Source organism: Candidatus Neomicrothrix sp., assembly GCF_035329545.1.
Classification (GTDB): domain Bacteria; phylum Actinomycetota; class Acidimicrobiia; order Acidimicrobiales; family Microtrichaceae; genus Microthrix; species Microthrix subdominans.
Map to the genome: position 1 here is coordinate 48637 of NZ_DAOLGP010000007.1, position 18812 is coordinate 67448.

General features: G+C 67.7%; 23 protein-coding genes. 12 read left to right on the top strand and 11 right to left on the bottom strand.

Going from position 1 to position 18812, the window contains the following annotated elements; translation table 11 throughout:
• From PKD89_RS05880 to sufT, 5 genes are all read left to right on the top strand, one after another.
• A partial coding sequence (locus PKD89_RS05880) for an NAD-dependent epimerase/dehydratase family protein (RefSeq protein WP_324332313.1) occupies positions 1-1072 on the top strand: 1072 nt, incomplete at its 5' end.
• Positions 1073-1253: 181 nt separating this feature from the next.
• Positions 1254-2690 (top strand): Fe-S cluster assembly protein SufB, encoded by a 1437-nt coding sequence (sufB, locus tag PKD89_RS05885; RefSeq protein WP_289010185.1) that lies wholly within the window; start codon positions 1254-1256, stop codon positions 2688-2690.
• A complete protein-coding gene (gene sufC, locus PKD89_RS05890; protein ID WP_289010186.1) occupies positions 2690-3439 on the top strand; it encodes a Fe-S cluster assembly ATPase SufC in 750 nt (249 codons plus the stop codon). Before sufB ends, sufC begins: the two co-directional genes overlap by 1 nt.
• A gap of 2 nt (positions 3440-3441) precedes the next feature.
• The gene (gene sufD / locus PKD89_RS05895) at positions 3442-4770 is read left to right on the top strand and encodes a Fe-S cluster assembly protein SufD (RefSeq protein WP_289010187.1); all 1329 of its coding nucleotides are present in this window, start codon (positions 3442-3444) and stop codon (positions 4768-4770) included.
• On the top strand, positions 4767-5333 hold the full coding sequence (gene sufT, locus PKD89_RS05900) for a putative Fe-S cluster assembly protein SufT (RefSeq protein ID WP_289010188.1): 567 nt from the start codon (positions 4767-4769) through the stop codon (positions 5331-5333). The genes sufD and sufT overlap by 4 nt, the downstream gene beginning before the upstream one ends.
• 60 nt (positions 5334-5393) lie before the next feature.
• Here sufT and PKD89_RS19795 read toward each other — a convergent pair whose 3' ends face one another.
• On the bottom strand, positions 5394-5642 hold the full coding sequence (locus tag PKD89_RS19795) for a DUF2442 domain-containing protein (RefSeq protein WP_349257322.1): 249 nt from the start codon (positions 5640-5642) through the stop codon (positions 5394-5396).
• A complete protein-coding gene (locus tag PKD89_RS05905) occupies positions 5626-5868 on the bottom strand; it encodes a DUF4160 domain-containing protein (RefSeq protein ID WP_289010189.1) in 243 nt (80 codons plus the stop codon). The genes PKD89_RS19795 and PKD89_RS05905 overlap by 17 nt, the downstream gene beginning before the upstream one ends.
• Before the next feature lie 294 nt (positions 5869-6162).
• On the opposite strand from PKD89_RS05905, the gene PKD89_RS05910 reads away from it, so the two are divergent.
• The 3 genes from PKD89_RS05910 to PKD89_RS05920 are packed head-to-tail and all read left to right on the top strand — an operon-like array spanning position 6163 to position 8554.
• Positions 6163-6597 carry a Zn-ribbon domain-containing OB-fold protein gene (locus PKD89_RS05910; RefSeq protein ID WP_289010190.1) on the top strand — a complete coding sequence of 145 codons (435 nt, stop codon included), beginning with the start codon at positions 6163-6165 and terminating at the stop codon, positions 6595-6597.
• Positions 6594-7736 (top strand): thiolase C-terminal domain-containing protein, encoded by a 1143-nt coding sequence (locus tag PKD89_RS05915; protein ID WP_289010191.1) that lies wholly within the window; start codon positions 6594-6596, stop codon positions 7734-7736. The genes PKD89_RS05910 and PKD89_RS05915 overlap by 4 nt, the downstream gene beginning before the upstream one ends.
• Positions 7733-8554: an alpha/beta fold hydrolase gene (locus PKD89_RS05920; protein WP_289010192.1), complete on the top strand. Its 822-nt coding sequence runs from the start codon at positions 7733-7735 to the stop codon at positions 8552-8554. Before PKD89_RS05915 ends, PKD89_RS05920 begins: the two co-directional genes overlap by 4 nt.
• Positions 8555-8556: 2 nt before the next feature.
• On the opposite strand, the gene PKD89_RS05925 is transcribed toward PKD89_RS05920, so the two are convergent.
• The 5 genes from PKD89_RS05925 to PKD89_RS05945 all read right to left on the bottom strand — a co-directional run bounded on the left by PKD89_RS05925 (position 8557) and on the right by PKD89_RS05945 (position 12357).
• Complete coding sequence (locus tag PKD89_RS05925; protein WP_287380536.1) at positions 8557-8910, bottom strand: hypothetical protein; 354 nt, start codon at positions 8908-8910, stop codon at positions 8557-8559.
• Positions 8910-9989 carry a D-2-hydroxyacid dehydrogenase gene (locus tag PKD89_RS05930; RefSeq protein WP_289010193.1) on the bottom strand — a complete coding sequence of 360 codons (1080 nt, stop codon included), beginning with the start codon at positions 9987-9989 and terminating at the stop codon, positions 8910-8912. The genes PKD89_RS05925 and PKD89_RS05930 overlap by 1 nt, the downstream gene beginning before the upstream one ends.
• A gap of 118 nt (positions 9990-10107) precedes the next feature.
• Positions 10108-11484 carry an aspartate aminotransferase family protein gene (locus PKD89_RS05935; protein ID WP_349257324.1) on the bottom strand — a complete coding sequence of 459 codons (1377 nt, stop codon included), beginning with the start codon at positions 11482-11484 and terminating at the stop codon, positions 10108-10110.
• Positions 11477-11719 (bottom strand): hypothetical protein, encoded by a 243-nt coding sequence (locus PKD89_RS05940; RefSeq protein ID WP_289010195.1) that lies wholly within the window; start codon positions 11717-11719, stop codon positions 11477-11479. The genes PKD89_RS05935 and PKD89_RS05940 overlap by 8 nt, the downstream gene beginning before the upstream one ends.
• A gap of 62 nt (positions 11720-11781) precedes the next feature.
• Positions 11782-12357, bottom strand: a complete 576-nt coding sequence (locus PKD89_RS05945) for a 1-acyl-sn-glycerol-3-phosphate acyltransferase (RefSeq protein WP_289010196.1) — start codon at positions 12355-12357, stop codon at positions 11782-11784.
• 71 nt (positions 12358-12428) lie between these two features.
• Here PKD89_RS05945 and PKD89_RS05950 point away from each other — a divergent pair, with 71 nt between their 5' ends.
• Both PKD89_RS05950 and PKD89_RS05955 read left to right on the top strand, forming a co-directional pair.
• Positions 12429-12809 (top strand): hypothetical protein, encoded by a 381-nt coding sequence (locus PKD89_RS05950; protein WP_289010197.1) that lies wholly within the window; start codon positions 12429-12431, stop codon positions 12807-12809.
• A 40-nt stretch (positions 12810-12849) separates the two neighbouring features.
• The gene (locus PKD89_RS05955; RefSeq protein ID WP_287380524.1) at positions 12850-13086 is read left to right on the top strand and encodes a DUF5522 domain-containing protein; all 237 of its coding nucleotides are present in this window, start codon (positions 12850-12852) and stop codon (positions 13084-13086) included.
• Between the two features lie 122 nt (positions 13087-13208).
• Here the strand turns inward: PKD89_RS05955 and PKD89_RS05960 are convergent, their stop codons facing one another.
• Positions 13209-13784 (bottom strand): histidine phosphatase family protein, encoded by a 576-nt coding sequence (locus tag PKD89_RS05960; RefSeq protein WP_324332315.1) that lies wholly within the window; start codon positions 13782-13784, stop codon positions 13209-13211.
• 233 nt (positions 13785-14017) lie between these two features.
• Here PKD89_RS05960 and PKD89_RS05965 point away from each other — a divergent pair, with 233 nt between their 5' ends.
• Both PKD89_RS05965 and PKD89_RS05970 read left to right on the top strand, forming a co-directional pair.
• Entirely contained in the window at positions 14018-14881 is an 864-nt protein-coding gene (locus PKD89_RS05965; RefSeq protein WP_289010199.1) for an acyl-CoA thioesterase, read from the top strand.
• A 29-nt stretch (positions 14882-14910) separates the two neighbouring features.
• Complete coding sequence (locus PKD89_RS05970; protein ID WP_289010200.1) at positions 14911-15666, top strand: SDR family oxidoreductase; 756 nt, start codon at positions 14911-14913, stop codon at positions 15664-15666.
• A gap of 27 nt (positions 15667-15693) precedes the next feature.
• Here PKD89_RS05970 and PKD89_RS05975 read toward each other — a convergent pair whose 3' ends face one another.
• The 3 genes from PKD89_RS05975 to PKD89_RS05985 all read right to left on the bottom strand — a co-directional run bounded on the left by PKD89_RS05975 (position 15694) and on the right by PKD89_RS05985 (position 18770).
• Complete coding sequence (locus PKD89_RS05975) at positions 15694-16950, bottom strand: cytochrome P450 (protein WP_289010201.1); 1257 nt, start codon at positions 16948-16950, stop codon at positions 15694-15696.
• Positions 16951-17107: 157 nt separating this feature from the next.
• Positions 17108-18160, bottom strand: coding sequence for an isopenicillin N synthase family dioxygenase (locus PKD89_RS05980; protein ID WP_289010202.1), 1053 nt, complete (start codon positions 18158-18160; stop codon positions 17108-17110).
• Positions 18161-18257: 97 nt separating this feature from the next.
• Positions 18258-18770, bottom strand: a complete 513-nt coding sequence (locus PKD89_RS05985) for a hypothetical protein (RefSeq protein WP_289010203.1) — start codon at positions 18768-18770, stop codon at positions 18258-18260.
• Positions 18771-18812 lie beyond the last annotated feature (42 nt).

The window sequence follows — 18812 nt, forward strand, 5'->3', positions numbered from 1 at the left end:
GGTCCCGCCGGGCCGCTACGTGCTGCTCGTGCGCATCGATGGCGTGCTCGGTGCGGCCGGGACGCCAATGTGCCCCCCATACCCTGCGAGGACCGCCATGACCCGTGCCACCGTCACCGGAGCCTCCGGGCTCGTCGGAGCCAACCTCCTCCGCAGCCTGCTCGACCGAGGGATCGAGGTGTGCGCGGCCGACCTTCGGCGCAGCCCAGCCCTCGACGGCCTGGACGTCGACTTCGTCGAGGTGAACGTCCGCGACCGCTCCTCCCTCGCTGCGGCGTTCGACGGCGCCGACGTCGTCTTTCATCTGGCTGCGATGATCTCGATCGTCGGCGACCCGACCGGCGAGGTGCGGAAAGTCAACGTCGAGGGACCCGCCAACGTGGCCAACGCCGCCCGGGACGCTGGGGTCGAGCGCGTGGTGCACTGCTCCTCGGTGCACGCCTTCGATCTGGAGAAGTGCGGGCCGTCGCTGGACGAGACCGGCCCGCGCACGATCGACGAACATGCCCCGGCGTACGACCGGTCGAAGTACGCCGGCGAGCAGGCGCTGCTCAAGGCGGCGGGCGACGACCTCGACGTGGTCATCGTCAACCCAACCGGGGTGATCGGTCCCCACGATTATGCCCCGTCCCGAATTGGCGAAACCATCCTGGAGCTGCGCGACCGGAAGATCCCGGTCAACGTCGCCGGCGGATTCGACTTCGTCGACGTCCGCGAGGTGGTCAACGGCCTGATCGCCGCCTGGGAACACGGGCGCCGTGGCGAGAACTATCTCCTGTCGGGCACCCGGATCACGCTCAAGGAGCTCGGACAGCTCGTCGCGGGGATCTCCGGAACCCGGGCCCCGAGGTTCGACGTGCCGTTGTCGTTGCTCACCCCGCTCGGACCGCTGGTGATGAAGCTGACCCCGCGGACGAGGATCCCGCTGTTCACCCCCGACTCGTTGCACGCCCTCCGCTTTGCCCCCAGCGTCAGCCACTTCAAGGCCGCCACCGAGCTCGGCTACCGGGTGCGGCCAATCCACGAGACCGTCGCCGACACCCTCAAGTGGTTCGCCGACCAACGGCGCTGAATCGCGCCGAACGACGAAACGCCGAACCACCTGCCCTCCCGATGGGGGAACCGAGGGTCGATCGCGTAACTTGGGGCACCCGGGCGTCGGTCGGCCCGGCAATTCGTGCCGAGTTCCGGCGTCTTGTCAATAAACACCCTCCGCGCTAGGTTTATTGTCTGATCGCGACCGCAGGAGCACCATGACTGATGTCCTCGACAGTTTCGTCGAACGGGAATACGCCTACGGATTCCACAGCGACATCGACACCGACTTCTCGCCCAAGGGCCTGAACGCCGACGTCGTCCGCCTGATCTCCGCCAAGAACAACGAACCGGAGTGGCTGCTCGAGTGGCGGCTGGGGGCTTTAGAGCACTTCCTCGCCATGGAGGAGCCCAGCTGGCAGAACGTGCACCACCCGCCGATCGACTTCCAGGACATGCACTACTGGGCGGCCCCCAAGCCCAAGGAGGACGGCCCGAAGAGCTTGGACGAGGTCGACCCCGAGATCCTCGAGACCTTCAACAAGCTGGGCATCTCGCTGGGCGAGCAGGAGCGGCTCTCCGGCGTGGCGGTCGACGCGATCATCGACTCGGTCTCGGTAGCCACGACGTTTAAGGCCACCCTCGCCGAGGCGGGCGTCATCTTCTGTCCCTTCTCCGAGGCTGTCGCCGAGCACCCCGAGCTGGTCAAGAAGTACCTGGGCACGGTGGTACCGCCCCGCGACAACTTCTTCGCCGCACTCAACTCGGCCGTGTTCTCCGACGGCTCGTTCTGCTTCATCCCCGCCGGCGTGGCCTGCCCGATGGAGCTGTCGACCTACTTCCGCATCAACGCCGCCCAGACCGGCCAGTTCGAGCGCACGCTGATCGTCGCCGAAGAGGGCGCCACCGTCAGCTACCTCGAGGGCTGCACCGCCCCGATGCGCGACGAGAACCAGTTGCACGCCGCAGTGGTCGAGCTGGTGGCGCTCGACGACGCCGACATCAAGTACTCCACCGTCCAGAACTGGTACCCCGGCGACGCCGAGGGCAAGGGCGGCATCTACAACTTCGTCACCAAGCGGGGCCGCGCCGGCAATCGGGCCAAGATCTCCTGGACCCAGGTGGAGACCGGTTCGGCAATCACCTGGAAGTACCCCAGCGTCATCCTGCAGGGCGACGATTCTGTCGGCGAGTTCTACTCGGTGGCGGTGACCACCGCCATGCAGCAGGCCGACACCGGCACGAAGATGATCCACATCGGCAAAAACACGAAGAGCACGATTCTGGCCAAGGGCATCTCGGCCGGCAAGGCCCAGAGCACCTACCGGGGCCAGGTCAAGGTGCTGCGTTCCGCCGAGGGCGCCCGCAACTTCACCCAGTGCGACTCGCTGCTCATCGGGTCGGAGTGCGGCGCCCACACGTTCCCCTACATCGAGGTGAAGAACGAGACGGCGCAGGTCGAACACGAGGCCTCAACCTCGAAGATCGACGAGGACCAGCTGTTCTATTGCCGCCAGCGCGGCCTCGACGAGGAGGACGCCTCCTCGATGATCGTCAACGGATTCTGCCGCGACGTTTTCGACGAGCTCCCCATGGAATTCGCCGTCGAGGCACAGGCACTTATGCGACTCAGCTTGGAAGGGACGGTGGGCTGATGCTCTCCATCAAAAATCTCACGGCCACCATCGACGGCAAAACCGTCCTCAACGGCTTCGACCTGGAGGTCGGCGCCGGCGAGGTACACGTCATCATGGGCCCCAACGGGGCAGGCAAGTCGACGCTGTCCAACGTGCTCACCGGACGGGACGGCTACACGCTGGGCGGCAGCGTCGACTTCGACGGCGAGGACCTGCTGGCGATGGAGCCTGAGGACCGCGCCAACGCCGGGTTGTTCCTGGCGTTTCAGCACCCCACCGAGATCCCCGGCGTGGGCAACATGTACTTCCTGCGCACCGCGGTCAACGCCCGCCGCACGGCCCAGGGCCTGCCCGAGATCGCCGCCACCGACTTCCTGAAAAAGGCCAAGGACGCGATGGCGCTCCTCGACATGGACCCGGCGTTCCTTAGCCGATCGGTCAACACCGGGTTCTCCGGCGGCGAGAAGAAGCGCAACGAGGTGCTGCAGCTCAGCCTGCTCGAGCCCCGCCTGGCCATCCTTGACGAGATCGACTCCGGGCTGGACATCGACGCCATGCGGGTGGTGGCCACCGCGGTGGAGGCGCTGCGTTCGCCCGACCGTTCGATGATCATCATCACCCACCATCCCCGCCTGCTTGAGATGGTTCGCCCCGACCACGTCCACGTGCTCAACGGCGGCAAGATCGTCCGCTCCGGCGGACCCGAGCTCGCCACCCAGCTCGAGGCCGAGGGCTACGCCTCCAGCCTCGCCGCCCCGACCTCGTGACCGTGGCCACCACCCCGTTCGATCACCTGGTCCGCCCGGAGTCGGCCGACGCCACCAACGGGACGTCACAACGACGCTCGGACGCACTCGCCTGGATCACCGAGCACGGCATGCCCACCCGCCACGACGAGCCGTGGCACTACTCACCTCACCACGAGCTCAGCGCCGCACTTGGCGACGCCACGCCGGCGCCGGCTCGCCCGGTCGACCTGGCGACGGTCGAATCGCTGGCCGGCATCCACGGCGGCCCGCGCCTGGTGTTCGTCAACGGTGCCTACTCGCCCGAGCTGTCCAACGCCGCCGAATCGTCCGAGGTCTGGTGCGGGCCGAGCAGTCAGGCCCCGCCCGACCATCAGGCTCTGGTCGCCTTGGCCGATGGCAGCGAACTGTCCGACGGGTTTCAGGCGCTCAACCGCGCCGACGGGGGCGACGCCGCCGTCGTGATCGCCGCAGCGGGGGCGATCCCCGAGGCGCCGGTACACGTGGTGCACCTGACCGCCCCCGGCGACACCCTCGAGGTCGCTCACCCCCGCACCGTGATCCACGTCGGCCAGGACGCATCGGTCTCAATCATCGAGTCATACGTGGGCCTCAGCGGTGCAGCCCTGAACAACGCCGACACCACGATGGTGTTGGGCGCCGGCGCCACGCTGGCCCATCACCGGGTACAGGCCGAGGCCGACCAGGCCATCCACGTCGGCCACACCGACGTGTTCCAGGGCGCCAACAGCACGCTGGCCTCGACGTCGGTCATGCTCGGCGCCCGCATCGCCCGCAACGCCTTTCGCGTCGAGTTCACCGGTGAACACGCCACCGCCAACCTGGCCGGGCTTCAGGTGCTCAACGAGCGCCAGCGCCACGACACGATGATCACGGCCGATCACGCCGCGTCGAGCTGCTTCAGCGACCAGGAGTTCAAGTCGGTCATCGAGGAGCGGGCCCGCAGCTCGTTCAGCGGGCACATCATCGTGCGCCCGGGCGTGGTCGACACCGACGCCCACCAGACCAACCGCAACCTGCTGTTGAGCGAGCACGGCCAGGCCGACTCCCGTCCCTGGCTGGAGATCTTCGCCGACGACGTCCGCTGCACCCACGGCGCCACCGTCGGACGCCTGGACGACGAGGCGATGTTCTACCTGCAGAGCCGCGGCATCGCCGCCGATCTGGCCCGCAGCATGCTGATCGACGCCTTCATTCGCGAGGTGATCGACACCGTCGAGCCCAAGTCGCTGCGCGACCATCTCAAGGGCATTGTCACCGCCAAGCACGCCGAGGTGGCAATCGGCCACGACGACCTCCACCGGGAGGCCAAGCTTCAGGACGTGACATGACGATCCAATCGGCCATGCGGCCGTTGCCCCGCGACCTTGACGCCATCACCGTGCCCAACGGCGAGAAAGTCGTCCTCAAGGAAGGCGAGAAGGTGCGCGTCGTCCAGGAGCTAGGCGGCAGTTTTACCGTGAAGACCGACTACGGCAACCTGATGCGCATCGACGGCATGGACGCCGACGCGCTGGGACGCGAGCTGCCCGAAGAGCTGGCCGCCAAGATCGCACGCGACGCCGAGCGGGCAAAGGGGTCGTTTTCGATGGACTACGTGTCCGAGGCGCTCGAGGAGGTCTACGACCCCGAGATCCCGGTCAGCATCGTCGAGCTGGGGCTGGTCTATCGCACCGAAGAGGTCATGTTGGACGACGGTCGTCGCCGCATCGAGATCGACATGACGATGACCGCACCGGGCTGCGGCATGGGCGACGTGCTCACCGCCGACGCCAAGCGGGCGGCCGAGGCCGTGCCCGGCGTCGACGAGGCCGAGGTACAGATGGTGTTCAGCCCGCCGTGGGGCGCCCACATGATGAGCGACGCGGTCAAGCTGCAGCTCGGCCTGCTCTAGTCGCCACCGCGGCCAGCCTGGCTGCAGAATGTGACGGCGACAGTCTCGAGTGTCTCAGCACTACGCGGCTGGAGCTCGCTCGCGCGTCAAGTCACCGTGACCAGCCAAGAGACCGGCAACCGAGATGTCTTCGTCGAGCGCTTCCCAGTGCAGGCCGCGACGACTCAGCTCGACCGATTCGCGCTGAGCTGGAGTGGCACGGAGGAGACGGGGGAACCACACCAAGGGCACTCCGATGGTACGGCCGTCGCCGAGCGTGACCCACATAGAGTCATCATCAAAACTCACTGCCTCAGGCGAAGTGCTCATGCCAAGCGCTTTCCAAGTCGTCTCGGTGAAGCCCAACCAACTTCCCAATCCGGTTGAGCGTTCGTGCGTTGAAACCATCATTGTACGCCAGAGCAATTTCCGGAAGCAGCCAGAACTTTGCTTCGTCTCGCCCTCTCAGCACGTGAATGTGCGCAGGTTCTCTCGGATGGCCCTCGTTTGAATAGAAGAGGAAGCGGAACCCGTCGACTCGCAACACCACCGGCATGAGATCCGAACTCCTCTCGACCTTCAGCGAAGGCTACTTGTCATCTTCCTGGATTGGGGGAGGCGATGCGGGCTGGCTTTCACACGACCGCCGTCCGCTGCGGGTCACCGGGTTCGCCGCAGTGATCGCACCCAAGGTGCATCTGGGTGCGATCGCTGAGGACCGGGTCACAGTGATCGCACCCAGATCGAGCGTGGGTACGATCGCTGTGCGGCATCAGGTCTGATGCGAGGTCAACGACGCCGAACTCTGCGGTTGGCCTACCCTGATCTGAATGTCCAAGCGAGGGGGATCGTGAGCGACGCGAATGGCAGGCCGGTGCCGGTGCCGACACCGGAAACCCAGCACTTCTGGGACGGCACCCGGGCGGGGCGGCTGCTGCTGCAACGCTGCACCGCCTGTTCCGAGGCGTACTTCCCGCCCCGACCCTTCTGCCCGGCGTGCAGTTGCCGAGCGGTCGAGGTGTTCGACGCCTCGGGGGACGCCACGCTGTACAGCTACGTGATCAGCCACCGGCCCCATCCCGGTTTCGACGGCCCATACTCGATCGCCGTCGTGCAACTGGCCGAGGGGCCCCGCATGATGACCAACATCGTCGCCTGCGAGCAGACCCCCGAGGCGCTCGAGCTGGACATGGCCGTCGAGGTGACCTTCGAGGCGATCACCGACGACATCAGCCTGCCGTTGTTCCGGCCGGCAGCCGCCACTCCGGCCGGGAGCGCGTCGTGACCGGCGCGCGGGTGGCGGTCGTCGGGGCTGCGGAGACGACCGAGCTGGGCCGGCTCCCCCACATCAGCCAGATCCAGCTGCACGCGGACGCGGCGCTCAACGCGCTCGACGACGCCGGGCTGACCGTCGCCGACATCGACGGGTTCGCCACCGCCGGCGAGCGCCCCACCGACGTGGCCCACTACCTGGGCATCACCCCGCACTGGGTGGACGGCACGTCGGTGGGCGGCTGCTCGTTCATGATCCACGTCCGCCACGCGGCCGCTGCGATCGAGGCCGGGTTGTGCACTACCGTGCTGATCACCCACGCCGAAAGCGGCAGGTCGCGGGTGGGCACCGCCCCGTGGGGTGGTCGAGGCGGGCTGCCCGCGCAGTTCGAGGCGCCCTACGGGGTGACCGGCCCGCCGACGATGTTCACCATCCCGGCCCTGAGGTTTATGGCCGAGCGGGGCGTCAGCCACGAACAGTTGGCGCAGGTGGCGGTGGTGCAACGCAACTGGGCGGCGCTGAACCCCCGGGCCACGTTCCGGGACCCGATCACGGTCGACGACGTGCTCGACTCGCGCATGATCGCCTACCCGTTCCACCTGCTCGAGTGCTGCCTGGTGACCGACGGCGGCGGCGCCCTCATCCTCACCTCGGCCGAACGGGCCGCAGACTTCCCCAACCGGCCGGTGTACGTGCTCGGCCACGGGGAGAGCACCGAGACCCCCATGGTGTCCCAGATGGCCGACTTCACCACGTCGCGTGCCTTCAGCGTGGCCGGCGCAGACGCCTTCGCCTCCGCCGGGATCGCCCACGCCGACGTCGATCACCTCATGGTGTACGACGCCTTCGCCCACCTGCCCCTCTACGGCCTGGAGGACCTGGGGTTCTGTGCCCCTGGCGATGCGGCTGGGTTCGTGTGGGACGGCCACACCGCCCCCGGCGGTTGGCTGCCGATGAACACCAACGGCGGCGGCCTTAGCTACATGCACTCGGGCATGTACGGCATGTACGCCCTCCAGGAGAGCATCCGCCAGATGCGGGGCGTCGCCCCCGCCCAGGTGCCCGGCGCCGAGGTGTCGGTGTGCCTGGGCGTCGGCGGCATGTTCGCCGCCGCAGGCTGCGTCATCTTCTCCAATCAGGCGCCAACATGATCACAACCGTGCGCATTCGGGGGATCGACCTCGCCTACGAGGATGTCGGCCCGACCGAGGACGGCGCTCTCGACGGAACGCCGCTGGTGTGGGGGCACGGCCTCAGCCGCAGCGTCGCCGAGGACAACGAGTTCCCGATGATCGACTGGCAACGGATCCGCCGGACCCGTCGGGTGGTGCGCTTCGATGCGCGCGGCCACGGCGAGTCCGGCCCGCTCGCCACGCCGGACGACGGCGCCTGGGACCGGCTGGCGCTGGACGAGGTCGGCCTGATCGAGACGCTCGGCCTCGCCGACGTGGTGCTCGGCGGCGCGTCGATGGGTACCGCCACCGCCCTGCACGCTGCGCTCAACCTCGGCGATCGAGTGCGGGCGATGGTGCTGACCATCCCACCGACCGCGTGGGACACCCGCCGCGACCAGGCTCAGCTGTACGAGGCGATGGCCGACATGGTCGACACCGGCGGGGTGGAGACCCTGATCGAGGCGTCGGCGGCGGTGCCGCCGCCCGATCCCTTCGTCGAGGTCGACAACTTCCGCGAGCTGCGGGCCGAGTCGCTGCGGCGAGCCGACCCGCAGCGGCTGGCGGCAGTGTTTCGCGGGGCCAGCCACGCCGACCTGCCCGATGCCGACGCCGTGGCCACCATCGCCGCGCCAACGCTGATCCTGGCCTGGTCGGGCGATCCCGGCCATCCGGTGTCCACGGCCGAGGCCTTGGCCGACCTCCTGCCCAACGCCACCATGCAGGTGGCGTCGACGCTCGGCGAACTCCTTGCTTGGACCGATGCAGTTGAGGCCTTCCTCGCCAAGCTGGGTTGACCTCAGCGGGAGGATTCCTCTCGACCGGATGCTGGTTCCGGTTGGGCAGGGCGTGCAGAGCCACGTTGGTTCCTTCGGTGTGCCAACAGCGCCGCGATGGCCGTGGCCATGGCGCCGATCACAAGGACCAGTCCCATCGAGCGAGCCCTTCCCTGAGCGTCGGCATTGCATTGCGTGCCGGAGTCGAAGAAGCCGGGAGGGGCGGCCTCGGCCTCGGGATTGACCATCCGGACCACCGGGAGGGTCTGACACGAGAAGCTTGCGTCGTTGGTCGGGGCCAGACCCAAGTAGGCCAACGCCAGCAGCGTCACGATCAGCGTCCCCATCAAGATCCGACTGTCAGCAAACTTGCCCATCAGACCTCGTCTGCAACCAGGCCACCCGAGCTGGATCGGTTGGTGAGGTCGACCTCGTTGCGCAGCGGTTGGCCCTCGACGTAGCGAGTCAGATTGTCTGCCGCCAGATCCACCAGGTTGTCGGCGTAGCGGTCGAGCGACGTCGAGGTGTGGGGCGACAAGTACAAGTTGGGTGCGTCCCACAGCGGATCGTCAGAGGGCAGTGGCTCCACCCGAGTCACGTCGAGGACGGCGGCCCGCAGATGACCTGACCGCAACGCCTCGATCAGGTCGGTCTCAACCACGAGCGAGCCTCGGCTGACGTTGACGAAGACCGTGCCCTCGGCCATCACGGCGAACCGCGAAGCATCGAACATGTCGAACGTCGACTCGTTGGCCGGCAGCGTGGCCACCACCGCATCGCACCGCTGCAGCATGTCGTCGAGCGCCGCCGCCGGATAGAGCTCGTCCACGTCGGGGTCGCTGTCGCCCGCTTGGGCCGACGCCCTGGTGGCCAGCACGATCATGTCGAAAGCCCTCGCCCGGCGGGCGATCGCCCGACCGAGCGCACCGAGGCCGACGATGCCCAAGGTGCGACCCGCCACCTCGCCGCCCATCTGTTGCGTCCAGTCGTGCGCCCTCTGCTGGGCGTCAAGGGCGCGGAAGTGCTTCCACTCCGCCAGCAGCCGACCCATCACGAACTCGGCGATGCTGGGTGCGGCCAGCCCGCTGGCGGTCGTCAGGCGCACCCCCATTGACGCCAACGCACCCAGATCGCACTTGTCGTATCCGGCGGACGCCAGCTGGAGCAGTTCCAGTCGGGGAAACAGTTCGGCCGCTTCGGCGGGTAGATCCAGGCCAACCAAAACCTGGGTGCGGGCCCAGGCGTCGCGCAACTCGTCGGTGATCTCCGGGGTCGGCAACCCGTCAGCGTTGACGCCGCCGTGCCGGGCCTTGGACGACCGCGCCTCCAGCGACTCCACATATGGGGTCCACAGCAGCTCCGCCCCGGGATGGGCAGCCAAGAAGCGGCGCTCCATCTCGGGGATTCGCTCAGATGCTGAGATGGCGACGACCATGCCGTCGGTTGATGCCTCCATGATCCGCACCTAGGGCGACAGCTGAACGGCGAGGTTTGCCGCTATCGCGTCGTAGAGCGCGCGATAGCGGCAGAGTTCAGCGGATCGCCGAGGTCCCGTCGCGCTCAGCAAGAAGACCTCACCCGATGTGGTCGTCGGCCACCTCGAGGGCCTTGTCGATCGCCGCCAGGCCGGTGCGCACGTCGTCATGGCTCGCGTTGCACGGCGGGGTGATGTGGATCCGGTTGAAGTGGGCGAACACCCACACGCCCTGCTCCTTGATCGCCGCCACGACGTCGGCCATCGGCTTCGCATCGGTGCCAGAAGCGTTATAAGGCACGTACATCTCGCGGGAATCGCGATCACGCACCAACTCGATCGCCCAGAAGGCGCCGAGGCCGCGCACCTCGCCAACCGACGGGTGCCGCTCAGCAATCAGCTCCAACTCCGGGCCGATCACGTCGGTGCCCAGGGTGCGGGCGGACTCCAAGATGTTCTCGTCGCGGAACACGCCGATCGAGGCGACCGCCGAGGCGCAGGCGAGCGGATGCCCCGAGTAGGTGAGCCCGCCCGGGTAGACCCGCTCGTCGAAGGTGGCGGCAATCTCGTCGGACATGATCACGCCGCCGAGGGGCACGTAGCCGGAGTTCACCCCCTTGGCGAAGCAGATGATGTCGGGAGCGACGTCCCAGCGGTCGATGGCGAACCACTCGCCGCAACGGCCGAAACCGGCCATCACCTCGTCGGAGATCATCATGATGCCGTGGCGGTCGCAGAGCTCCCGCACGCCGGCCAGGTAGCCGTCGGGCGGCACGAGGATGCCGTTGGTACCGACCACCGGTTCGAGGATGATCGCTGCCACGTTGTGCGGACCCTCGAACATCAACAGCTCGTCGAGGTGGGCCAGCGCCCGGTCGCACTCCTGCGCCGGGCTATCGGCGTGAAACGACGAGCGGTAGGGGTACGGCCCGAAGAAGCGCACCACCCCAGGGATCGACGGCTCCGACGCCCAGCGACGCGGGTCGCCGGTCATCGTGATCGCACCGGCGGTGGCGCCGTGATAGCTGCGATGGGCGGCCAGAACCTTGTGGCGTCCGGTGTGCAAACGCGCCATGCGGATGGCGTTTTCGTTGGCATCGGCGCCACCGTTGGTGAAGAACACCTTGTTGAGCTGCTCAGGGGCAACCTCGGCGATCAGCCGAGCCGCCTCGGAGCGATCAGCGTTGGCGTGGACCGGAGAGATCGTCGCCAGACGTCCGGCCGCCTCCTGGATCGCCGCCACCAGCTTGGGGTGACGGTGCCCGAGGTTGACGTTCATCAGCTGGGAGCTGAAGTCCAGGTATCGGTTGTCGTCGAAGTCCCACACCCAGCTGCCCTCGCCGCCGGCGATCGCCAGCGGGTTGATCAACGCCTGGGCCGACCACGAGTGGAACACGTGGGCGCGGTCGTTGGCTGAGGTGTCGACGCCGTTCCAATACGACGGCGGGTCCGACGGGGCAGTGCGGTCCTTACTCAGCGATCTCCTCCCACCACTGACACCACCACTCGCCGCCAACCAGGATGCGCAGCTTCTGATGCCAGCAGTAGGAGATCTCGGCGGTGTTCTCCAGGTAGTACAGGCAGTTGTCGCAGCGCTCATCGCCCTGGGGCTTGGCCTTCAGGACGGCGTTGTCGGCGAGGTGGCGCAATTCGATCGACAACTGTTCGTCGATCTCCTTGGGCTCCGGATCGGGAATCACGTAGTCGCTCACGGATTCGATACTAACCAGGAGCTACACGGCGTGAGCCCGAAATGGGTGCGCCGCCGCGCCTGTCAGGCGATCGCCGAGTCTTCCTCGCGTAGACGCGGAGTGGTCTTGTTCTTCGGCTTCACGCCGCGCTTGTCGGCATAGAACGCACGGAACTTGTCCATGTCAGCCGAGAGATCACCCGACGGAATGACGGTCGGGCCGTAGCCACCCGTGCGGGTGGGGCCATCGAGGAAGGAGGGCACGATGGGAATGTCGGCCTCGGAGGCAATGCGGTAGAAGCCCGACTTCCAGTAGTCGCCCTTCTCTCGTGTGCCCTCCACCGGCACGACCAGCGCTAGCGACGACGTGGTGCGGGCCTCGGCCACCAGGTCATCGACCAGGTTGCCGGGGTTGTCGCGGTCGACCGACACACCGCCGAGACGCTTGAAGACCGGGCCGAGCATGCCGTCGAACATCTCACGCTTGCCCAGCCAGCGAGGCGACAGGTCACTGGCCCACGCCATGAACAGCATCAACATGAAATCCCAATTGGAGGTATGCGGTGCTGCGATGAGGAGCATCACCGGTTCGTCCGGGGGACGGTTGACCAGCTTGTAACGCCCGAGGAAGAGCGCGATGCGGGCGATGATCTTCTTCACTCTGTCACCGTACCGGAGTATTCGGGTCCGGGCGCCTCGGCGTTGTCATGCGGTTCTGGCAAGCTGCACCGATGGCGACATCAGCGACATTTCCATATCGGCTCGACAACCGGTGGAAGCCGATGTTCGTCGTGCTCGGCGTCAGGGACACCGATGGGGTGGACCTGACCGAAGACGGGATGTTCCGAGCCAAGTACGGGTACTTCTCCGTCGAGACCCCGCTCGACAACATCGACCACACCGAAATCACCGGGCCCCACCGTTGGTACACGGCCGTCGGCCCTCGTCTGAGCTTTGCCGACGACGGCCTGACCTTCGGCACCAACCACACCTCCGGCCTGTGCGTCGCGTTCAAGAAGCCGATCCGCAAGGTGATCGGGCTCAAGAACCACTCGGCGCTGTGGGTCAGCGTCGCCGACCCCAAAGGCCTGGCAACCGCCATCGGCCGATGACAGCGACCGACACGACCTGCCCAGCACCCCAAAGGTCCTGATGCCCGGCGCCTCCCCGGAACGGCTCCGGGCCGATTGGAAGCGGCCGTCGTTCGAGCGGTTCGGCCCTCAGGATCGGGATTTCGAGGCGGCGATGGCAGCCCACGATGCCGCCTCACAAGCGGGTGACGACGGCTACCTCGACCCGGCCACCGGCCTGTTCGTCATGACGGCGACAACGCTGGCCGCCCGACCCTGCTGCGGCAACCAGTGTCGGCACTGCCCATGGCAGCACTAGCCCGACACGTGGCAGCAGCAACTCAGCCCCTGTCAGCACTAGCCAAACCCCTGGAAGCAGTAACCAAGCCCCTGGCAGCGACAACCCGGGCCTTGACAGGGAGGGTGGTGTCGAGAGCAGCGTCACCGTCTGTGATTGCTCTCGCCGGCGTATCCACTCTGGTTCCAGCGGCGGATCACCCTCGTCTCCCGCTCGTAGCCGAGCACCGAGACAGCGGCGGTGTCGAGGCTGAGCAGCCGGCCGGCCTCGGCGGGTAGCCCGATCCACCGAGCGGCCAGGATCCGCAGGTACTGGCCGTGAGCGAACAGCACCGTGTCGCCCCCGACCTCGAGTAGCCGGGCGATCACACCATCGGCCCGCTCCCCCACCGCCTCGACCGACTCGCCTCCGGTGACCGGGTGGGTCCACACCGACCAGTCCGAAATCGTGCGCCGCACCTCGGCGGTGGACACGCCCTCGTAGTCGCCGTAGTCCCACTCGAGCAGATCGTCGAGTATCTCCACCGGCGCGTCGACCCCCGACAACTCGAAGGTGTCGCTTGCACGGCTCAGGGGGCTGCACCATGCGTGCGCAAACGACCGACCGTCCAGCGCCACACCCAGGTGCCGAGCCTCCTGACGCCCGTGCTCGGTGAGCGGCACGTCCGTTCGCCCGGTGTGTCGACCGCTCTTGCTCCACTCGGTTTCGCCGTGGCGCACCAGCACCACCTCGGGGGAGCGAGCCCAGCCTGCCGGCGGGTCGAGCGGTGACCCGGGCTGAGGGCGGCCGGGATTCACCGACGGGCCCCGGGGTCAGGAGGATCCACTGAACTGCTCATCTCCGCAGCGTATTGCGTCGCTGCGCCTAGCGAGCCGGCCGTCGGCGATATCGAAGCGCCGATGCCCGACGGGGCTGTTCGTCCGGGCGATGGCGCCCCCGGTACGGTGCGCCGATGACCACCGACGAGGACTTCCTCGGCCTGTTGCCCGGCACGGGCGACGGCCGCTTCCACTTCACCGTCCAGAACCACCTGGCCCGGCTCGACGGACGGCTCTACGGCGGCACCGCGATCGCAGTGTCCATCGCCACCGCCGAGGCGGTGTCCGACCGCACGGCGTTGTGGATGACCACCCAGTTCATCGCCACCGCACCGGCGAACGAGGAGATCTCGGTACACGCCGAGGTGCTCGCCCCGGGACGCCGCACCAACCAAGTGCGGGTCACCGGCACCAACGCCGCCGGCGACATCATGTTCGCCTCGCTGGGGGCCACCGGTCACTACAAGGACCATGGGCTGGCCGGCACGTTCGAGCGGTCGCCCACCGTGTCGTCACCAGAGGATTCCGAACGCTGGTCCAGCCCGTTCGTTGGCATGGCCCGTAACGCCGGCATCACCGCCAAATTCCCCGAACAGCTCTGGGAGCTCGGCTTCAACGCTGCACTCGACTTCCGCGAGCCCACGATCGTTGCCCACCCCGACCCCGGACCCGGTCGGATGTGCGTGTGGGTGCGCCGACGGGACCGGGTGGCGATCACGCCGGCGATCGCTGCGTATTTGGCCGACATGGTGCCACTGTCCGTTGCCCACGCCTGCGGGGTGATGGCCGGCGGCATCAGCCTGGACAACTCGATCCGCATCGGCGCCTTTGAGGAGACCGAGTGGGTGCTGGTCGACTTGCGACCCCACCTGGCGGTCGGCGACTACGGGCACGGCTCGGCTCATATCTGGAGTGAGTCGGGCACCCTGCTCGCCACCGCCAGCCAATCGGCCTCGATGCTTCGCTTCGACCCGGCCGACCTTCCCTGGACGGAGTGAGTCCGAGCCACCGTCGCTACCCTGAACTGATGAACCTTGGAATCAGCGGCCGTGGCGCCGCAGTAGCGGCAGCGTCGTCAGGCCTCGGCTACGAGACGGCTGCAGCGTTGGCGGCCGACGGCGTGCGGGTGGCGATCTGCGGGCGCGATCAGCAGCGACTCGATGGCGCGGTCGCGTCGTTGCGGGCCGACGGCGGCGACGTCGTCGGGATCCGATGCGATGTGACGGGCCTGGAGGGCGGCCGGCGCTTTGTCGTCGAGGCGGTCGAGCGGCTGGGTGGCGTCGACATCCTGGTCGCCAACGCCGGCGGTCCACCCGCCGGGGGCTTCGACTCGACCGCCGGCGAGGAGTACGCCAAGGCGTTCGAGCTGAATGCGCTGTCCACCGTGGGGATGTGCGAGGCCGCCGTGCCGTCGATGCGCGAGGCGGGCTGGGGACGGGTGCTGGCGATCACGTCCGCCTCGGTGCGCCAGCCGACACCCGCCCTGATGCTGTCGACGATGGCCCGGGCCGGCGCCACCGGGTTTCTCAAATCGCTGGCGCTGGAGATCGCCGTTGACGGGGTGACGGTCAACTCGATCCAACCCGGCCTGCACGCCACCGATCGTTTACGCAGCCTGTACGGCGACAACATGGACCGGGCGGCTGCCGACGTGCCGATGGGGCGGGTGGGCGACGCGGCCGACTTCGGTCAGATCGCCGCCTTCTTGTGCTCCGAGCAGGCCGGTTACCTCACCGGAGCAGCGGTCCCGGTGGACGGCGGCCGCTCGGATGGCTTCCAGTAAAGCCACCCAGTTCGGGCATGGGTGCCTTTAGTGCGAGCCGAGCGGGTCGCTCGGCGTGAACGACACCGGCAGCGATTTGATGCCACCGACGAGCGGCATGCCCATCCCCTGCAGCGGCACCGGGGGGCTGTCGACCTCGATGTCGGGCAGCCGGGTGAGCAGCTGGCGGAACGCCACCGACACCTCGCGCCTGGCCAAGTGGGCGCCCAGGCAGAAGTGGGGGCCGGGCCCGCCGAAGCCCAGATGCGGGTTGGGATCACGCCGGACGTCGAAGCGCTCGGGGTCGGCAAACACCCGCTCGTCGCGGTTGGCCGAGCCGTAGAGCATGACCAGCTTGTCGCCCTCGACGAAGTCCTGGCCTGACAGCGATATGTCGCGGGTGGCCGTGCGCCGCATGTAGGTGACCGGGGAGGCCACCCGAACGATCTCCTCCACCGCCGTGGGGCTGACGGCGTCGAGGTCGTCCTGCCACGCCCGGCGTTGGTCCGGGTTGAGAGCAAGCAGGTTCATACCGTGGCTGATCGCCGTGCGGGTGGTGTCGTTGCCCGCCACCGCCAACAGGATGAAGAACGGAGCGATCTCGCTCGGGTCCAACATGTCCTCCCCGACATCGTTGTGCACCAGCTTGGAGGTGAGGTCATCGGTTGGGTTGGCCCGGCGATCCTCGGCCAGCTCGTTCATCAGGCCGGTCAACGCCAGGCCGGCGGTGAACAGCGCCTCCAGCGGATCGCCGTCGCCCATGAACTCCGGGTCGCCACCGCCCAGGATCACGTTGGTCGCCGTCAACACGGTGTCGAACTCGCTGCGGGGGATCCCCATCATGTCGCAAATCACCAGCAACGGGAACGGCTGGGCGAACGCCGTGACCAGATCGGCCTCGCCGTCGGCGCAGAATCCGTCGATCACCTCGGTACAGATCGTCTCGACCGAATCCAGCACGCCCTGCAGCTGACGGGGCGTAAACGACCGGGCGACGATGCCGCGCTGGCGGGCGTGGCGAGGGTCGTCCATGTTGATGAACGAGCCAAAGAAGTTGAGCGCTTCCTCGGGCATGTCGGGGACGGAGACGGCACCCTTGCCCGAACAGAAGTCGTGGGGTCGCTTGGAGATCTCGACGACGTCGGCGTAGCGGGTGACCCCGTAGAACTGTTCGGTCTCACCGGTGAGCGGGTTGATGAAGGAGGTGCGGGCAAACGGACCGGCGGCCCGAATCTCGGCCATCTCCGCCATGCGTTCGGCCAGCTGCCGATTCCAGAAATCAGGCTGGGCCAGTCGGTTGCTCATCGGATCACTCATTGCTTCGCTCCCCCTCGTTCCTCAACGCAGATCGCCACGCTATCGATGCTCCGGCCTCGCTGCCCGAACGCGACGCCGGCCACGTTCGGGTCCCGCTGGGCCGATCCACTGGTCGTTCCGCCGCCGACATGATCGGGATAGAAGATCAGCGATCGGCGGCCGGGTAGTGGCGCTCCATCAGCTCGGGATAGCTACGGGCGAAGTAGTTCCAGAGCTGCTCGCCATAGGTGTCGGGGCGGTGATCGCTCGCCATGTCGGCCACCCCGGCCTCGGTCTCGGCGCGCTGGGCCATGAACCCGGCGCCGACATGGCGGTCGCTGGCGGCGACCGCCTCCCGAAACGATGCGTCGAGGGGTAGGACATCGAGCCGGGCATCCAGCGACGGACCGTGGAAGTAGGCGGCCGAGCGGCGCCGCCGGTCGGTGATCACCCGGTGCTTGGTGGCGACGAGGTAGTTGCCGGTCATCGCCTGGAGCAACTCGCCCAGGTTGACGACCAGCCCGTCCGGGCGAGGCGGGACGTCGATCCACTCCCCGGACGGGTTCTGCACTTGCAGGCCCGGCACCGGCCCGGTGGCGAGCAGCGTGAGAAAGCCGGTGTCGTGGTGGGCGTTGACGCCGGCCTGACCCGCCGGGGTGGGCGGATAGTTGATCAGCTTGGTGAGCGACATCGGCTGGTCGCCGAAGTAGGTCACGAGGTGATCCTCGGCCAGGCCCAGCCCGACCGACATCAACCTGAGCAGGCGGTCGGCCACCGCACCGAGTTCGGCGAACCACCGCTGCATCACCGCTCGGCCGCCGGGAAGCAGCTCGTCGGGCATCCACTGGTTGGGACCGAGCAGTTGGAGGTACGCGGCCCCGCCGCCGGCGTCGACCGGCCACTCCGACCACAGGTCGATCTGCTCGCGGACGTCCACCCGGTTGTTCGTCTGCTCGGCGCCGACCGCCTCCCAGCCGCGAAAGTGCGGCGAGCGCGCCTTGTCGATCAGCGCCTTGTCCGCCTCCGGCAGCGCGAAGAAGGCGTCCATCAGGTCGAAGACGTCACCGGTCACCGAGGGGTCGACCCCAAAATCGGTGATGACGAGAAATCCGATCTCGTGGCAGATCTCCCGCAGCCGGCCGGCGAGCGCCCGCCGCGTGGATGGGTTGCCCTGGAGGCCGCCGAGCTCGACGACGGGGATGTGTGAGAAGTCGAGCATGTGAGTCCAGGTGGCTTCAGGGTGACGGGCGTGGTCGACCCGCCAGGATACGGCCCGGATGGGGCCCCTTCCTGCTCCAGCCGAGATGCGGCACCGCTCAACCGTGGCGAACCCAGGCCAGTACCAACCCCACCGGCGTGCTCAGCAGCACAAACCCGACGACCGCGACGTACACGGTTCTCACCCAGCCGGGGCGCGCCCCGTGCTTGAGCACCGCTGCCAAGAAGACGACGAGCGACGCGATCAGCGCCACACCGCCCAGCGTGGTGAGCTGCGGGCTGGCGATCAGGGTGCCGATCACGGTGGCGGCGCAGGCGAGGTTCCAGGTGGCCAGCTCGACCGACAGCGTCGCCCTCGACGGAGCGTCGGCGACCAGCGCTGCCTGGCCGCCCCCGACCAAAATCTGGGCCACACCGCCGACTAGCACGAGGAAGGCGGCCACCCAAGGACCCTCATCGAAGCCGGTGGGTCGCGTGACAGCGGCCACCAGCCCACCGACGACGATTGCGGCGCTCCCCACGGCGACGAAGGCGATCCCGCTGCGCCAAGCGGCGGGCAACTCCTGGGTGACCGTGCCAGGGCGGGACATCGACGGCGCTGAGGAGGTCATCACAATATTCTAGCCAACACCTCATTAAATGGGTTGGTTGCC

Bases quoted from the DNA above. Each gene is read 5' to 3' on its own strand.
- sufC (WP_289010186.1), top strand. From the start codon at position 2,690: ATGCTCTCCATCAAAAATCTCACGGCCACCATCGACGGCAAAACCGTC.
- PKD89_RS05955 (WP_287380524.1), top strand. From the start codon at position 12,850: ATGCCCGGCGCCTCCCCGGAACGGCTCCGGGCCGATTGGAAGCGGCCG.
- PKD89_RS05970 (WP_289010200.1), top strand. From the start codon at position 14,911: ATGAACCTTGGAATCAGCGGCCGTGGCGCCGCAGTAGCGGCAGCGTCG.
- PKD89_RS05905 (WP_289010189.1), bottom strand. From the start codon at position 5,868: ATGCCGGTGGTGTTGCGAGTCGACGGGTTCCGCTTCCTCTTCTATTCA.
- PKD89_RS05950 (WP_289010197.1), top strand. From the start codon at position 12,429: ATGGCGACATCAGCGACATTTCCATATCGGCTCGACAACCGGTGGAAG.
- PKD89_RS05930 (WP_289010193.1), bottom strand. From the start codon at position 9,989: ATGGAGGCATCAACCGACGGCATGGTCGTCGCCATCTCAGCATCTGAG.
- PKD89_RS05985 (WP_289010203.1), bottom strand. From the start codon at position 18,770: ATGACCTCCTCAGCGCCGTCGATGTCCCGCCCTGGCACGGTCACCCAG.
- PKD89_RS05920 (WP_289010192.1), top strand. From the start codon at position 7,733: ATGATCACAACCGTGCGCATTCGGGGGATCGACCTCGCCTACGAGGAT.
- PKD89_RS05975 (WP_289010201.1), bottom strand. From the start codon at position 16,950: ATGAGCAACCGACTGGCCCAGCCTGATTTCTGGAATCGGCAGCTGGCC.
- sufT (WP_289010188.1), top strand. From the start codon at position 4,767: ATGACGATCCAATCGGCCATGCGGCCGTTGCCCCGCGACCTTGACGCC.
- sufB (WP_289010185.1), top strand. From the start codon at position 1,254: ATGACTGATGTCCTCGACAGTTTCGTCGAACGGGAATACGCCTACGGA.
- PKD89_RS05980 (WP_289010202.1), bottom strand. From the start codon at position 18,160: ATGCTCGACTTCTCACACATCCCCGTCGTCGAGCTCGGCGGCCTCCAG.
- PKD89_RS19795 (WP_349257322.1), bottom strand. From the start codon at position 5,642: ATGAGCACTTCGCCTGAGGCAGTGAGTTTTGATGATGACTCTATGTGG.
- PKD89_RS05965 (WP_289010199.1), top strand. From the start codon at position 14,018: ATGACCACCGACGAGGACTTCCTCGGCCTGTTGCCCGGCACGGGCGAC.
- PKD89_RS05925 (WP_287380536.1), bottom strand. From the start codon at position 8,910: ATGGGCAAGTTTGCTGACAGTCGGATCTTGATGGGGACGCTGATCGTG.